The organism is Bacillus sp. BR3(2024), from assembly GCF_039134555.1.
GTDB lineage: Bacteria > Bacillota > Bacilli > Bacillales > Bacillaceae_G > Bacillus_A > Bacillus_A cereus.
Genome location: NZ_CP152433.1, coordinates 982,206 through 997,693 on the forward strand (window position 1 = coordinate 982,206; position 15,488 = coordinate 997,693).

Here is a 15,488-nt window from a genome sequence, read left to right on the forward strand (position 1 = left end):
AGCGATTTTAATTTTGATAAGATGAAACTTTTGAAAGATAGAAAGGATCGTTATTTGTGAAACAAGTAAAGTTTATACATGCGGCTGATTTGCATTTGGATAGTCCGTTTAAAGGGATGGAGATGAATGTTACGCAGCCTGTGTGGGAGAGAATGAAGCAAAGTACGTTTGAATCATTTGAGCGTATTGTTGATAAAGCGATTCAAGAGCGCGTTGATTTCGTATTACTAGCTGGGGATTTGTATGATGCGGAGACGAGAAGTTTGAGGGCGCAAGTGTTTGTGCGTGAGCAAATGAAGAGACTGTCGCAGTACGATGTCCCTGTTTTTATTATTCACGGTAACCACGATCATTTAGGGGGAAGCTGGGCAGCAATTGAGTTTCCAGAAAATGTTCATGTATTTACGGAGCCTTATGTAGAAGAGAAATCATTTTATAAAAATGGTGAATTGTTAGCTTCTATTTACGGGTTTAGTTATTTGCAGCAAGCGGTAACGGATAATATGACAGCGCAGTATACGAAAATGAGTGATGCGCCTTTTCATATTGGTATGCTTCACGGTAGTGTGGAAGGAGATGCAGAGCATAATCGCTATGCACCGTTTCAAATTCGTGAGTTGAAAGAAAAACAGTTTGACTATTGGGCCCTTGGCCATATACATAAACGTGAAATTTTATCAGAAGAACCATACATTATTTATCCAGGGAACATACAAGGTCGTCATCGTAAGGAAACAGGCGAGAAGGGTGCGTACCTTATTGAACTTACGAAACAAGGAACACAGTGTTCATTTTTCCATACGGCAGATGTTGTATGGGATGAAATCGAAGTTTGTATTGATGGACTTGAAACTGTTGATGAACTTATGACAAGCATATCTACTGCGATGAATGAATGCCGAAGAGAAGAGGAAGGTACGCTATTAACTGTCGTATTTACAGGACAAGGCCCACTTTCACCTTATTTGCGCGACGAAAAGCGTGTGGAAGAGATTTTTCACATTTTAGCATCTGGAGAAGAGCGAAAAGATTTCGTATATGCGATGAAGTGGAAAAATGAGACGGTTTCTTTTGTGGAAATCGAACGTTTGAAAGCGGAAAATCATTTCGTCGGTAGTGTGCTAAAGGAGTTAGAAGCTTTCACTAATATGGACGGAGTATTGCGCACTATTTGGACATCTCCTGTAGCGCGTAATAGTATTGAATCTTTTACAGAAGAAGAGAAGAAAGAGATTCAAAAGGAAGCAGAAAATATTATTTTAGAACAATTATTCCAGCAAGAGAGGGATAAAAAATGAGAATTGAAAAACTCCATATTTATGGGTACGGAAAATTAGAAAATGTGGAAATGGATCTTTCCTTGCTGACAGTGTTATACGGTGAAAATGAAGCGGGGAAATCGACAATTCGCTCATTTATGAAAAGTATTTTATTCGGTTTTCCGACGAGAGGACAGCGCCGTTATGAGCCGAAAGAAGGCGGGAAATATGGCGGTGCGATCACTGTGCAAACAGAGCAGTACGGTCGTTTGAAAATTGAGCGATTGCCAAAGACGGCAGCTGGCGAGGTGATCGTTTATTTTGAAGACGGGAAAACGGGCGGAGAAGAAATTTTAAACGATATATTAAGCGGGATGAATGAAAGTTTATTTGAATCTGTCTTTTCATTTGATATGCATGGCCTTCAAAACATTCATCAGCTCGGCGAAGCGGATATTGGCAATTATTTATTTTCGGCAAGTGCAGTCGGAAGTGATGCGCTATTGCAGTTAGATAAAAAGCTAGAAAAAGAAATGGACCAGCGCTTCAAGCCGAGTGGTCGTAAACCAGAAATTAACGTGTCACTGCAAGAGATGAAGAAACTTGAAGAGAAGATGAAAGAGTGGCAAGGGAAAATTGGCACGTATGAAAAACAGGTCGAGCAGTTAAAAGAAAGTGAAGAGAAACTTGCTTCTGTTCGCGTGGAAAAAGAGAATGCAGAAAAGCGGAAGCAAGATTATGAAATATTAGCAGCGCTTGAGCCTCTCGTTATTGAAAAGCGTGCGCACGAGAAAGTGTTAGAGAACGAGAGCGGGCAGTTTCCTGTAAACGGAATGGCGCGTTATGAAGCAATTAAGGCGAAGATGGAGCCGCTTCAATTACAAGTTGATTCGCTCCACAAGAAAATTGAGACAGTGCAATCGGAAATTGCCTCGATTCAAATAGATGAAGAGTTTTTACAAAAAGAAAGTTATGTAGAAGAACTTCGTATGCAGCATATGTCTTACGAAAATGCACGCCAAGAAATGCGTGATTTGACAGGAAGTATTACGAATATAAAAGAAGAACTGGCAGAACTAGAGCAACAAATTGGTGCTACTTTTGAAAAGGAAACAGTTCTGTCGTTTGATATGAGTTTGGCAACGAAAGAGTTAATTACGCAAACAGTGCAAAAGGCGCGTGAATTAGAAACGCAAAAAGCACAGCTTGATGATCGTTTTAAAGTAGCGCAGGAGCAATTAGAAGAACAAGAAGAGAATATAAGACAGATTAAGCAACAAATGTTAGCGGATGAAGAGCGAAATGCGTTAGCTGAGAAAGAGAAGTCGTTCCAAGATGCGGCGTTTATCGGTATGGGCGCAGAGAGAATGAAGCGCAAGTACGAGGAAAAAGCAGGAGCGGCTATGCAAAAGAAAAAGCAGTGGCAAAGAGTTTGTCTTCTGTTACTCCTTATTAATACAGGCATTTTATTCACGAGCTTATTTATAGACAATCGCCCGCTTTTATTTATTAGTGTCATCGTATTTGTAGGGATTGTTCTCGCCCTTGTTTTATATAAAGATCCATCAAGCGGATTACAAGAAGAGCTTCTTACTCTTCAGCAAAGTGCCGGCGGGAGACAAAGTGAAGAAGCGATGTCTGTACGCTATGAGTTAGAAAAAGATGAAGAGATTCGGAAGTTATTTGAGCGCGAGTCTTATAAGTTACAGCAATTGGAACGAGCGTATGATAAAGTTGTTTCATCGTATGAGGAATGGGAGAGAGAAACGTTCCAGGCGGGAGAACAAGTCGATGCATATAAAACGCGCTATATGTTTCCTGAATTTTATACGTATGCACACATATTGCCGGCGTTTGAGCGTATTGAAAAAATGCAGCAATTATATCGGGAGTTAGAGAAGCAAGGTACGCGAAAATCTTCATTATATGAAATGATTTCGCAATTTGAACATAAACTAGAAACTGTTATCGGTAGTGCGGAGTATAGTAAGCTACACGAGGCACAAAGCCGTATGCAAAATGAGAAAGAGAAGCGCCAAACTTGTAAGCAGTTAAAAGAAAAACTGGCGGAATGGCAAGAAGAATATGAGTTTATGCAAGAACAATTAAAGCAATTACTAATAGAACGAGATGGTTTATGGCATATTGCAGAGTCTACAGATGAAGAGATGTTTTTAGAAGCAGGTAAACTGGCGGAAAAACGTGAGGATGCAGAGAAACAAGTGGGGCGTTTATTACCGCAAATTGATCTGTTGGAACAGCGTTTAACGAGTTTATCATTAGCTGAACATTATGAAGCTGACGGGTATGAAGGAAAATTAAAGCAAGAAATTACAACTGTTCAAAACTGTCTTACGAAAGAGAAAGAACTGACAGAGCGTATTGCGAAACATCGTATGGAAATTGCGAATTTAGAAGAAGGTAGTACGTACGGCGATTTAATGCATGAATGGGAAATGAAAAAAGCGCAAGTGCGTGAACAAGTGAAGAAGTGGGCTGCTTATGCGGCCGCAAAGACAGTGTTAACGAAAACGAAGCACTATTATCATGAAGTTCATCTTCCTCGTATTTTACAAAAATCAGAAGAGTATTTCGTCTATTTAACAGGCGGACGCTATAGTAAAATCTTTTCACCGTCAGAGGCAGAACCGTTTATCGTTGAACGTAACGATGGTATGCGTTTTTACAGTCATGAACTAAGCCAAGCGACAGCGGAGCAGTTATATTTATCGCTGAGATTTGCACTCGCGAAAACATTCGAACATGATTATCCATTTATTATTGATGATAGTTTCGTGCATTTTGATGCGGTAAGGACGAATCGTACGATTGAACTTATAAAGGAAATTGCAAAGGATAGACAAGTCATATTCTTTACATGTCATGCGCATTTACTTGCGTATTTTACAGAAAAACAGATTATAAAATTAACACATATGCGTAAAGAAAATGAGTTGTAGTGTGCTATACTAAAAGTAACTGATTTGGTGGAGGAATTCGAATGAAAAAGAAAATTGCAGAGTATGAAGTTGGTGAACAAGTCGATATTTTCTTGTTAATTAAAACAGCGACAAAAGGTATCGCAAGCAATGGAAAGCCATTTTTAACAGTAATCTTACAAGATCCAAGTGGAGACATTGAAGCGAAATTGTGGGACGTATCACCAGAAGTTGAGAAACAATATGTAGCGGAAACAATCGTGAAAGTAGCTGGTGATATTTTAAACTACAAAGGACGTATTCAATTACGTGTGAAACAAATTCGTGTTGCGAATGAAAATGAAGTAACAGATATCTCAGACTTCGTAGAAAAAGCACCAGTGAAAAAAGAAGATATGGTTGAGAAAATTACGCAATACATATTTGAAATGAGAAACCCGAACATTCAGCGTCTAACAAGACATTTATTAAATAAGCATCAAAACGAATTTTTAGACTATCCAGCAGCGACAAAGAACCATCACGAGTTCGTATCTGGACTAGCTTATCACGTCGTATCAATGCTTGATTTAGCGAAAGCTATCTCAAATCTATACCCATCGTTAGATAAAGACTTACTATATGCAGGCGTTATTTTACATGACCTTGGTAAAGTAATCGAACTATCTGGCCCAATTTCTACAACGTATACGTTAGAAGGAAATTTACTAGGCCACATTTCTATTATGGTGAACGAAATTGGTAAAGCAGCAGACGAATTGCAAATCGATGCAGAAGAAGTATTAATTCTTCAACACATCGTCCTTTCTCACCACGGAAAAGCAGAATGGGGTAGTCCAAAACCACCATTAGTAAAAGAAGCAGAAATTCTGCATTACATCGATAACTTAGATGCAAAAATGAACATGATGGACCGCGCATTAGGACGCACAAAACCAGGCGAATACACAGAGCGTGTCTTCGCACTTGATAATCGTTCGTTCTATAAGCCGACGTTCCATAATTAATAATGTGAATAAAGTGGCCTCATTAAGTGTTAATACACTTAGTGAGGCTATTTTTATAGGAAGTAAATAATACTTTATAAAAAAATATCTTGAACTCGAGATAAAATACTTGCTTTTTAATCACTTGAGTTGTAAAGTGATAGTAACGAAAGTAATTGAGCCATATGAAAAACATACACTCAGTTGTTTTCGATTAAAAAACAAAGTAACTTATACAGTAAAAACTAAGATGAATTTACAAAAACATAATGAGAATAAATTGAACAGCTAAAAAGCATATTATTTTTTTATCATCACTTGACTAGTAAAACGAAGCGGAGGAATTAAAAATGTATAAAATTAAAGGGCATCATCACATTTCAATGGTTACGAAAAATGCAAATGAAAATAATCACTTTTATAAAAATGTGCTTGGATTACGTCGTGTGAAAATGACAGTGAACCAAGATGATCCGTCAATGTACCATTTATTTTACGGAGATAAAACAGGAAGTCCGGGTACAGAGTTATCATTTTTTGAAATTCCTTTAGTAGGAAGAACATATCGCGGTACAAATGCGATTACTCGAATTGGATTACTCGTTCCTTCAGAGGAAAGCTTACATTACTGGAAAGAACGATTTGAGAAATTTGATGTGAAACATAGTGAGATGACAACATATGCAAATCGTCCTGCTTTACAATTTGAGGATGCTGAAGGTCTTCGCTTAGTACTACTCGTTTCAAACGGAGAAAAAGTAGAGCACTGGGAAACTTGGGAGAAATCAGAAGTTCCTGCAAAGCATCAAATTCAAGGAATGGGTTCAGTGGAAATGACAGTGCGTAGACTTGATAAACTGGCGAGTACACTTACAGAGATGTTTGGTTATACAGAGGTTAGCCGAAGCGAAGAGGAAGTAATTTTTCAGTCCATTAAAGGAGAGGCTTTTGGAGAAATCGTTGTGAAATATTTAGATGGTCCTACTGAAAAACCGGGCCGCGGTAGCATCCACCATTTAGCAATTCGTGTGAAAAACGATGCAGAGCTTGCCTATTGGGAAGAACAAGTGAAACAAAGAGGCTTCCATTCTTCAGGAATCATTGACCGTTTCTACTTTAAAAGCTTATATTTCCGTGAATCAAACGGAATCCTTTTTGAAATTGCGACAGATGGACCAGGGTTTACAGTTGATGGAGATGTAGAACATTTAGGAGAAAAACTTGATTTACCACCGTTCTTAGAAAATCAGCGTGCAGAGATTGAAGCAAATTTAGCACCTATTGAAGAGAAAATATAAAATTTAAAACCATTGGAGGAATATAAAATGAACCAATTAAAAGGAATTCACCACGTTACAGCGATTACAAGTAGTGCAGAAAAAAACTATGAGTTTTTCACTCATGTTTTAGGAATGCGTTTAGTTAAAAAAACAGTAAACCAAGATGACATTCAAACGTATCATTTATTCTTTGCAGATGATAAAGGTAGTGCAGGAACAGATATGACATTCTTTGACTTCCCAGGTATTCCAAAAGGAGTACACGGTACAAATGAAATTTCAAAAACTTCATTCCGTGTACCAACTGATGCAGCATTAGAGTATTGGGTGAAACGCTTTGACCGTCTTGAAGTAGAACATACAGGAATTAAAGAGCAATTTGGTAAGAAAACTCTTTCTTTCGTTGACTTTGATGACCAACACTATCAATTAATCTCAGATGAACTTGATAAAGGGATCGAATCAGGTACACCATGGCAAAACGGACCAGTTCCATTAGAATATGCAATTACTGGTTTAGGCCCTGTATTCATCCGTATTGCAAACTTTAGTTTCTTCAAAGAAGTGCTAGAAAAAGTTTTATTATTTAAAGAGGTTGCGCAAGAAGGAGAATTCTATTTATTTGAAGTGAATAAAGGTGGAAACGGTGCTTCTGTCATTGTAGAACATAATACAGTTCTTCCTGAAGCACAACAAGGTTTTGGTACAGTGCACCATGCGGCATTTCGCGTAGAAGATCGCGCTGTATTAGAAGAATGGATTGAGAGAATCAGTAGCGTTGGACTTCCTTCATCTGGCTATGTAAACCGTCACTTCTTCGAATCATTATACGCAAGAGTTGCACCACAAATCTTATTTGAATTTGCAACAGATGGCCCAGGATTTATGGGAGATGAGCCATACGAAACACTTGGCGAAAAATTATCTTTACCTCCATTCCTAGAGCCAAAACGTGAAGAAATTGAAAAATTAGTCCGTCCAATTGATACAGTGAGAAGTACGAAGGAATTTATTAAAGAGTAAAAATAGAGATAGTAAGTAGGAGAGCAAGTAGTTTTAGCGGAGTGCTGGAACTGCTTGCTTTTTTATTTATCCTAGTAAGTTTTCTGACAATTGTTTCTCAAGTTATCAAAAAGGAAAAGTTTGGTATAATTAATTAAAACATTAAATTTTCTGATAATTACTTTTCAATACATAGAAAAGGAGTGGTAATATACAATTTTGATAATTGTATAAAAATCCTAATTTTGGAGAAAAGGGGATGCGAGTTTATGGGAGCAGATGTAGTAACGCGGGAGCAAATGAGACACTTATTGGATGATTGGTATCATTCAATGTTAAAACAAGATGTGGTTAAAGCGAAAGTACTAAATGAGGAAATAGAGTCCAAGGTTATTTATATTAAAGAAGATCAGTATGCGGCATTTTATCACGCATTATTAAAATTCCGTTATCATGTGCTAATTGATAGTTTGAGTATTACAGAGAATAGTTTTGATGAAATTAATACCTTTATAATTCCTGATGACGCACTTTTAACACATTATTATCACTTATTTAAAGGTATTCATGCAATGTATATATCAAATTACATTGAGTCACAAAATCACTTTGAAGAGGCTGGGAAATTACTTAAATATATAACATCTTCGTTGGAACATGCTGAATTCAATTATAGATTTGCATATTTGTCTTATCAAACGTATAAACCATTGATGGCGATTGATCAAATACGTTTAGCAAAAGATGAATATGAAAAACATCCTGGCTATGAAGTTTGTATTGCTTTGTGTGAGAATATTTTTGCAATGGCTTGTATTGATTTAAAGCAATATGAACAAGCCGAAGAGAAGTTGAATTTGGCATTAGATGTATTTCAAAAGATAGATAATGAAAGATTTATTACAATGGTTCGTCATAATTTAGCATGGTTATATGCAAGTCAAAACCTTTCGAGTTTAGCAATTCGACATTTAGTAGAAGTAATAAAAAGTAATCCCAAACATTTCAAAGCAATGTTTGTATTAGCACGTGAATATTACAAAATTGGAAAAATCGATACTGCCGCTGAATTAATTGAAAAAGGATTAGATATATGTAATAAGATACAAAATAAAGAATTTCAGCACCGTTTTGTAATTTTAAAGGAAATGAATCAAAAGACGTCTAGTGTATTATTAGAATCCACTATTTTAAATGGGATTTTATATTTTGAGAAAGAAGGTTTGTTGGATTGTATTCAAGAATATACTGAGATTTTAGCTATGCAATTTTATAAAGAAGAAAACCATGTAAAGGCAAGTAAATATTTTTATATAAATAATCAAGCACAGAAAAAACATTTAGAAAAAGGGGCGTTGAAATAATGAAAAAAGTAGGCGTAATAGCAAAAGGATTAATTTTTGTAGGGATTCTTTCATTGGGACTTAATTTTTCTTCTACTACACAGCAAGCAGTTAATATTGGTGACGGAGGAGCACCAGCAAGACCAGACTACGTTAACATTGGCGACACAGGCGGAGCACCAGCAGATAATAGAGGCGACGGCGGAGTAAGCCAACTATAATAACAAAGAAAGGGACTTCAACATGAAGTCCCTTTTTCTATTTTCAGGCCATGTAGAGAAAAGAATTGACTTACTTTAAATATGTAACTATAATAGTTACAGAATAACCATTAGTAATAGAAATGAGTTATATTTTTTTAGTATAATTGTAACTGTTTTAGTTACAATTAAAAAGAGAACATAAAACAACCAAAAAATGTAAAAACTTTAAATAGCAACTCAAGAAAGGAGACGGGAACTTTGAAACGGTTTAAGTTTTATTTGATTAGCGGTATTGTGCTTGTTTTGCTTATCGTATGTAACTTCGTTGATAAGCCGATTGCGAAGGTTGAAGAAGTGAAAGATACTGTTATGATGAAGCTGAATACGAAAGAGAGTATGGCGCAAATTGATGGGCAGACGATTTATTTTAAGCAAATTGGTGAGGGGAAACCTCCGTTACTCATGTTGCATGGGTTTGGTGGTTCTTCTGATGGGTTTAGTGATATTTATCCGGAACTAGTGCGAGATCATACGATTATTGCGGTTGATATTTTAGGGTTTGGGCGTTCTTCTAAGCCGGTTGATTTTCAGTATTCGTTTCCTGCGCAAGTGAATTTATATTATAAGTTAATGAAGAAGCTTGGATACGATCAGTTTGCGGTGCTCGGCCATTCAATGGGCGGAGAGATGTCCCTTAATTTAGCGTATTTATATCCGGATGCAGTGACGCATCTCATCTTGGCGGATGCTACAGGGATAGAGTCTTTCCAGCAAAAAGAAAGTTATGAAGTACCACCGCTATCGACGGACTTACAAACTGTAACCGAGATTACGAAGTATAATAAAAATGAAGTGAAAAATAGTCGTGATGATAAAGAGCATTATGATCAGCTTACGAAAATGAGAGAGCGCCGCATCGCGATGGAAGCCGATAAGATTAAGGTGCCGACTTTAATTATATGGGGACGACACGATAAGAGCGTTTCTTGGAAAAATGGTGAACTGTATCATGGGCTATTTGCAAATAGTACGTTTCATATTATTGAAAAAGGATACCACGCACCGTTTCGTCAAGAACCAATTGAGTTTATGGAATATGTACAAGCATTTTTCGCGAAGCATCCACAATAAAAATTTTAAGCATAAATCCACTTCTTTCCTCATAAAGTGAAACTAATAAGGCTTGTCTAAGGAAAGGAATGAAGTGATTTGGAAACTTTACCATGGTGGGTGTATCTTGTGATTGTCGGGATTGTACTAAGTGGCTACATGGTTTTATATACTTCGAAAAAAGAGCAAGATATGGATAATGAGTTTATTGAAAAAGAAGGCGAAGTATATATGAAGCGTTTAGAAGAAGAGCGTGAGAAACGTAATCAGGAAAGTGATAAAGATTCGGTATTGCTTTAATAGAAATTTTGAAAGGTTACCACCTAGTAGGATTTTACATCTCGGTGGTAGCTTTTTTTCTTCTGCGGGAGCAGTATATGTTCATCAAGCTAAGGTTATATTAGTTTAATTTTACATGTATAAGAGAGTCATCATAAACTTTTATTGATGGTATTTATATATTTTTTTACTCATAAGAATGGAACTAGTGGGGATTTTACTGGGGGGGATTAACAATGCATAGGGATGAAACTTCATTACATCCGGATACAGGTGTTACATCTGTAATGTTTGTTGAGCGTTCATTAAATGAAATTCGTTTTTGGTCTAGAATCATGAAGGAGCATTCTTTTTTTCTTCGTTTAGGATTTAGGTGAGAGGATACTCAACTAATCGAAGAGGCGAATCAATTTTATCGATTGTTTGAACATATTGAACAAATAGCGCATTCCTATACAAATGAAACAGATCCTGAGCAAATAAAAAGATTTAATGCAGAAGTACAACAAGCCGCAACTAATATTTGGGGATTTAAACGAAAAATTTTAGGATTAATTCTCACATGTAAATTGCCAGGACAAAATAACTTTCCACTTTTAGTTGACCATACAAGTAGGGAAGCTGATTATTTTAGAAAACGTTTAATACAATTAAATGAAGGTAAATTAGATGCGCTTCCTGATGCTATTATTAAAGAAAATGTTTTCTTTTTACGGATTATGGCAGACCATGCTAAATTTATTGGCCATCTTCTTGATCCATCGGAAAGAAAGCTTGTAGATACAGCACGGAATTTTAGCAATGATTTTGATGAATTGATGTATCAAGCAATTGACTTAGAATCTATGAAACCACAATCCCAAACAGCCCCTCTTTTAGATCAATTTTTAGATCAAAATCGTGTGTCGGTTGCATCTCTTCGGGATTTTAAGAAAACAGCACGTGATTTAATTGAGCAATGTAAAATAAAGAGTATCATTCATCCGTTATTAGCAGACCATGTTTTCCGTGAAGCTGATAGATTTCTTGAAATCATTGATATGTATGATGTTCATCTTACAAATATTCAATCACAACCTAGATATTAGAAGATAAGGAAAGATAGTATTTTACTTTCGATTGAGAAGTTAACAATTTATTGTTAGCTTCTTTTCTTTGTGATTAAAATTTTCTTTTAAGGACTACATAAATCCCTTTGACCAAATATGTAATTCTTTGTAAAATGATATATATGGAAATATTATGAATATACAGGAAATCTATGGATAGTAGATTTTAATAAATTATTCGGGGGAAATTTATTAGTTAAGTATATTAACTTGTTTGCACTACATTTTACAAATAAAGGGGTATTAGTAATCATGAAAGCAAAGAAATTAGTAAGTTTAGCGTTACCAGTTATGTTATTGAGTGGTTGTATTACAATTGAAACTGATGGTAAGAAAGCTGAGCCAAAGAAAGAAGAAACGCAAAAGGTAGAGAAAGAGAATAAGACTTCTGAAAAAGAGAGTAAGTCAACTGATAGCAAGAAAGAGGATAGCTTATCTGTAGCGAAAGGTGAAGGTACAAACAGTAGTTCATCAAGTAGTCAACCAAGTTCTTCTTCAAATAATTCAACTTCTTCTAGTTTTTCAACTGGTAAGGTAACTGGTTCAGATGTTGAAAGGTACAAGGCAGATATCATAAATAGTGCTACTCAAATTGAAGATACAATGAAATTAATTGAAGGAATAGCAGATTCAGACGTAAAATCATACAAACAAAAGAAAAGTGAAGTACAACTGAGTTTAGGTGGAGCAAAGGCAACTGCAACGAAACTGAAGAATCTACAAGCGCCTCCTGAGTTACAGGGAGAACAGGCGAAGATAAAGCAGTCGATGGAACTGTATGCGGATTGTTTTCAACTTCTCTTTGATGCATTAGATCAAGAAGACGAAAGTAAAATGCATCAATCAGTAAGTAAAGCACAAGAAGGTTCGAAACTGTTTGAAGAGGCAGCGAAGAGTATCGGTAGTAAAACCAACTAAGAATAAATTATTTTAAGAGGTACTTGTGGGTGCAGTTGGTGCAAGTGAAGAGTTAGGAATTAGTTATGGGAACACATTACAAATTTATCAAATGGACGATAATGTTCGTATTCGATATATAAAACAATAAATAATTGGTGAAAAAATCTGTAATAAATTTTACAGGGTTTTTTGTTAGTTCTAGTTTATTTTTTTGTCTTCCTAAGCGCTAAGCATACTAGTATAAGTTGAGAAATGAACAAAACGATAATGATAGGCAGATGATGTAACTCCATAGTAACTGTAACCATCCAAAGCCCAATTCATACACTATGATGGAGGCTTTTTACTTACTAATTGGATGAAAAAGGAGTGTAATCATGAAGAAACGTACTGTTAATGAAGCGGGAGGGAATGTGCCACAACCAATCCGCAGCGACGGAGCAGGTACGATTGATTCTGGACCTCGTAATGTTATGCGGGATATTCAAAATCCGAATATGCTTGTTCCGCCTATAACGGATGCAGGATTAGTTCCTAACTTGAAGTTTTCATTCTCGGACACTTCTATGATTTTGAAACAAGGCGGGTGGTCTCGGGAGATTACTGTTCGAGAACTACCGGTTTCGACGACGATTGCGGGAGTAAATATGAGTTTAACGGCCGGTGGAGTACGAGAACTACATTGGCATAAAGAAGCGGAATGGGCGTATATGCTTTTAGGACGGGCACGCATAACGGCTGTTGATCAAAATGGACGGAATTTTATTGCTGATGTTGGACCAGGTGATCTTTGGTATTTTCCGCCTGGTATTCCGCATTCCATTCAAGGATTGGAACATTGTGAATTTCTACTCGTTTTCGATGATGGGCATTTTTCTGATTTATCTACTTTAGCTATTTCTGATTGGTTTGCGCATACGCCAAAAGAAGTGTTGTCGGCTAATTTCGGAGTACCTGAGAGTGCTTTTCGTTCTATCCCTTCAGATCAAGTTTATATTTATCAAGGAGAGGTGCCAGGTTCGCTTGAAAGTCAGGAAATTCAATCACCGAAAGGAGAAGTTCCTTTAACATTTAAACATGAATTGTTAAAACAAAAGCCGATTAAGACGCCTGGTGGTAGCGTTCGAATTGTAGATTCTACAAATTTCCCTATTTCCAAAACAATCGCAGCAGCGCTCGTTGAGGTTGAGCCTGGCGGAATGAGAGAACTTCATTGGCACCCGAATAATGATGAATGGCAATATTATTTGACAGGGGAAGCGAGAATGACTGTGTTTCTTGGAAATGGTACCGCTCGTACATTTGATTATAGAGCTGGCGATGTCGGATATGTACCGTTTGCGACGGGGCATTATATTCAAAATACAGGTACCGAAACATTATGGTTTTTAGAGATGTTCAGAAGTAATCGTTTTGAAGATGTATCGTTAAATCAATGGATGGCACTGACCCCTAGAGAAATAGTGGAGAGTAATATACATGTTGGCCCGCAAGTAATGGATTCCCTGCGTAAGGAGAAGAGGCCTGTTGTGAAATATCCGGGGTTTTCATATAGTCCGAAAAATGATGAGTAAAAATGAAAATTTGCGTTATTCTTTCTGGAGACTGATAAGAAGGGATGGCGTATTTTTTATGCCTAATCTAGTCTTTATCCCGCTATTTGCCGGGCAGTAAGACCCCACCTCAAAATTCAGCGGAAGCAAAGAAGTTAGGTGGGGGCGGGCGGTCCGTAAAAGCCCGATTGGTGAGGGTTGATTAAAGTTTCACTTTATTAGTATCCGTCCCTTGTATTATTGTTCGGGAAATTATTATTGGAGCATAGTATAGGGAAGATACATATAAAAGAGCGCCATTATAAGCTGTAACGTATAAGTTGCGCAGGAAATGCAACGATAACTAGCTTTACTCTTCATCATTTATTTGAACATAATGGGCGTAGAGAGGTGATAAACACAGTATGATTTTTAGTGAGCGTTTAAAAGAAGAAAGGGAAAAAAGAAATTGGTCGCAAAATGATTTGGCTGAAAAACTTCATGTGAGCAGGCAATCTGTTTCTAAATGGGAGACGGGAAAGAACTATCCGAGCATTGAAATTATTATTCATTTAAGTGATCTGTTCGGTATTACAATTGATGAACTGCTAAGGAGTGATGAAGAATTGACGCAGAAAGTAATTGAAGATAGTAAGCAATTGGCGTATCCAAAATGGAAGGTGTTTTTTGATAGTCTATTTATGATAGGGGTATTTTTGTTTATTGCAAAAATCGTTGTATGGATGCTAAATAAGTTTGCAGGAGCAAGTATTACAATTGTAGCAGATGCGCCATATGTAATGAATCTTTTACCCCTTGCATTCATGATTATAGGTGGTATGGGATCGGATAAGTTGAAGAAAATATATAGATAGAGGAAAGATTTGAAAGAAATCCCCTACACTAGCTGTTCTTTTCACTTAAATTGTGTACTATAAAGGATAGGATGACATAAAGAAGGGGATATAGAGAATGGAATTTCATGAACAGAAGATTTTGCCGGCAGTGAGGCAAATTAAAGATTTGGAAAAGCTATTACATAGTTCGTATGAATATATTGTTATTTTAGATATTCATGTCGGCCAATTGAAGAGTGTTATATCGCTTGCGAAGCAATATTGTAAAAAGGTGTTTTTACATGTGGATTTAATTCATGGTTTGCAGAGTGATGGGCATGCGACGGAATATTTATGTCAGGAGTTTAGACCGTACGGGTTACTTTCAACAAAGGCGAGCGTTATTATGAAGGCGAAGCAAAAAGGTGTTGTGGCAATACAACGCATCTTTTTAATCGATTCGAGTGCGATGGAGAAGAGCTGCAATCTTTTAGATAAGACGAAACCGGATTATATTGAGGTACTTCCTGGAGCATTAACGGACGTTATCGCTGAAGTGAAAGAGCGTACTGGTGTACCGATTTTAGCAGGTGGTTTTATTCGTACTGTAGAAGATGTGGAAAGAGCTTTAAACGCTGGTGCGACAGCAATTACGACATCAAAACGCGAACTATGGAAACATTACCAAAAAAAGTGACGAAAATGTGAAT

General features: G+C 36.7%; 13 protein-coding genes and 1 pseudogene. All 14 read left to right on the top strand.

The window, feature by feature from the left end:
• Positions 1-56: 56 nt before the first annotated feature.
• The 14 genes and pseudogenes from V7S45_RS05125 to glpP all read left to right on the top strand — a co-directional run bounded on the left by V7S45_RS05125 (position 57) and on the right by glpP (position 15,475).
• Positions 57-1,298 (top strand): DNA repair exonuclease, encoded by a 1,242-nt coding sequence (locus V7S45_RS05125; RefSeq protein WP_098567544.1) that lies wholly within the window; start codon positions 57-59, stop codon positions 1,296-1,298.
• Complete coding sequence (locus V7S45_RS05130; RefSeq protein WP_134995099.1) at positions 1,295-4,219, top strand: AAA family ATPase; 2,925 nt, start codon at positions 1,295-1,297, stop codon at positions 4,217-4,219. The genes V7S45_RS05125 and V7S45_RS05130 overlap by 4 nt, the downstream gene beginning before the upstream one ends.
• A gap of 41 nt (positions 4,220-4,260) precedes the next feature.
• Positions 4,261-5,205: a 3'-5' exoribonuclease YhaM gene (yhaM, locus tag V7S45_RS05135; RefSeq protein ID WP_000726639.1), complete on the top strand. Its 945-nt coding sequence runs from the start codon at positions 4,261-4,263 to the stop codon at positions 5,203-5,205.
• Positions 5,206-5,534: 329 nt separating this feature from the next.
• Positions 5,535-6,482 (top strand): ring-cleaving dioxygenase, encoded by a 948-nt coding sequence (locus tag V7S45_RS05140; protein WP_098567546.1) that lies wholly within the window; start codon positions 5,535-5,537, stop codon positions 6,480-6,482.
• Between the two features lie 27 nt (positions 6,483-6,509).
• On the top strand, positions 6,510-7,487 hold the full coding sequence (locus V7S45_RS05145) for a ring-cleaving dioxygenase (RefSeq protein WP_098138432.1): 978 nt from the start codon (positions 6,510-6,512) through the stop codon (positions 7,485-7,487).
• 248 nt (positions 7,488-7,735) lie between these two features.
• Positions 7,736-8,830: a hypothetical protein gene (locus V7S45_RS05150; RefSeq protein ID WP_098567547.1), complete on the top strand. Its 1,095-nt coding sequence runs from the start codon at positions 7,736-7,738 to the stop codon at positions 8,828-8,830.
• On the top strand, positions 8,830-9,030 hold the full coding sequence (locus V7S45_RS05155) for a Phr family secreted Rap phosphatase inhibitor (protein WP_000755466.1): 201 nt from the start codon (positions 8,830-8,832) through the stop codon (positions 9,028-9,030). Before V7S45_RS05150 ends, V7S45_RS05155 begins: the two co-directional genes overlap by 1 nt.
• Positions 9,031-9,270: 240 nt before the next feature.
• Positions 9,271-10,143 (top strand): alpha/beta hydrolase, encoded by an 873-nt coding sequence (locus tag V7S45_RS05160; RefSeq protein WP_000819468.1) that lies wholly within the window; start codon positions 9,271-9,273, stop codon positions 10,141-10,143.
• A gap of 78 nt (positions 10,144-10,221) precedes the next feature.
• Positions 10,222-10,422 carry a sporulation YhaL family protein gene (locus tag V7S45_RS05165; protein ID WP_000449225.1) on the top strand — a complete coding sequence of 67 codons (201 nt, stop codon included), beginning with the start codon at positions 10,222-10,224 and terminating at the stop codon, positions 10,420-10,422.
• Positions 10,423-10,637: 215 nt separating this feature from the next.
• A pseudogene (locus V7S45_RS05170) lies at positions 10,638-11,489 on the top strand (DUF2935 domain-containing protein).
• A 273-nt stretch (positions 11,490-11,762) separates the two neighbouring features.
• Complete coding sequence (locus tag V7S45_RS05175) at positions 11,763-12,428, top strand: hypothetical protein (RefSeq protein ID WP_000644834.1); 666 nt, start codon at positions 11,763-11,765, stop codon at positions 12,426-12,428.
• Between the two features lie 359 nt (positions 12,429-12,787).
• Positions 12,788-13,984 (top strand): oxalate decarboxylase family bicupin, encoded by a 1,197-nt coding sequence (locus V7S45_RS05180; RefSeq protein WP_098283711.1) that lies wholly within the window; start codon positions 12,788-12,790, stop codon positions 13,982-13,984.
• A 383-nt stretch (positions 13,985-14,367) separates the two neighbouring features.
• Positions 14,368-14,817: a helix-turn-helix transcriptional regulator gene (locus tag V7S45_RS05185; RefSeq protein WP_000577656.1), complete on the top strand. Its 450-nt coding sequence runs from the start codon at positions 14,368-14,370 to the stop codon at positions 14,815-14,817.
• Positions 14,818-14,914: 97 nt separating this feature from the next.
• Positions 14,915-15,475 (top strand): glycerol uptake operon antiterminator GlpP, encoded by a 561-nt coding sequence (glpP, locus tag V7S45_RS05190; protein ID WP_000394285.1) that lies wholly within the window; start codon positions 14,915-14,917, stop codon positions 15,473-15,475.
• Positions 15,476-15,488 lie beyond the last annotated feature (13 nt).

Bases quoted from the DNA above. Each gene is read 5' to 3' on its own strand.
- V7S45_RS05130 (WP_134995099.1), top strand. From the start codon at position 1,295: ATGAGAATTGAAAAACTCCATATTTATGGGTACGGAAAATTAGAAAAT.
- yhaM (WP_000726639.1), top strand. From the start codon at position 4,261: ATGAAAAAGAAAATTGCAGAGTATGAAGTTGGTGAACAAGTCGATATT.
- V7S45_RS05140 (WP_098567546.1), top strand. From the start codon at position 5,535: ATGTATAAAATTAAAGGGCATCATCACATTTCAATGGTTACGAAAAAT.
- V7S45_RS05145 (WP_098138432.1), top strand. From the start codon at position 6,510: ATGAACCAATTAAAAGGAATTCACCACGTTACAGCGATTACAAGTAGT.
- V7S45_RS05150 (WP_098567547.1), top strand. From the start codon at position 7,736: ATGGGAGCAGATGTAGTAACGCGGGAGCAAATGAGACACTTATTGGAT.
- V7S45_RS05155 (WP_000755466.1), top strand. From the start codon at position 8,830: ATGAAAAAAGTAGGCGTAATAGCAAAAGGATTAATTTTTGTAGGGATT.
- V7S45_RS05175 (WP_000644834.1), top strand. From the start codon at position 11,763: ATGAAAGCAAAGAAATTAGTAAGTTTAGCGTTACCAGTTATGTTATTG.
- V7S45_RS05180 (WP_098283711.1), top strand. From the start codon at position 12,788: ATGAAGAAACGTACTGTTAATGAAGCGGGAGGGAATGTGCCACAACCA.
- V7S45_RS05185 (WP_000577656.1), top strand. From the start codon at position 14,368: ATGATTTTTAGTGAGCGTTTAAAAGAAGAAAGGGAAAAAAGAAATTGG.
- glpP (WP_000394285.1), top strand. From the start codon at position 14,915: ATGGAATTTCATGAACAGAAGATTTTGCCGGCAGTGAGGCAAATTAAA.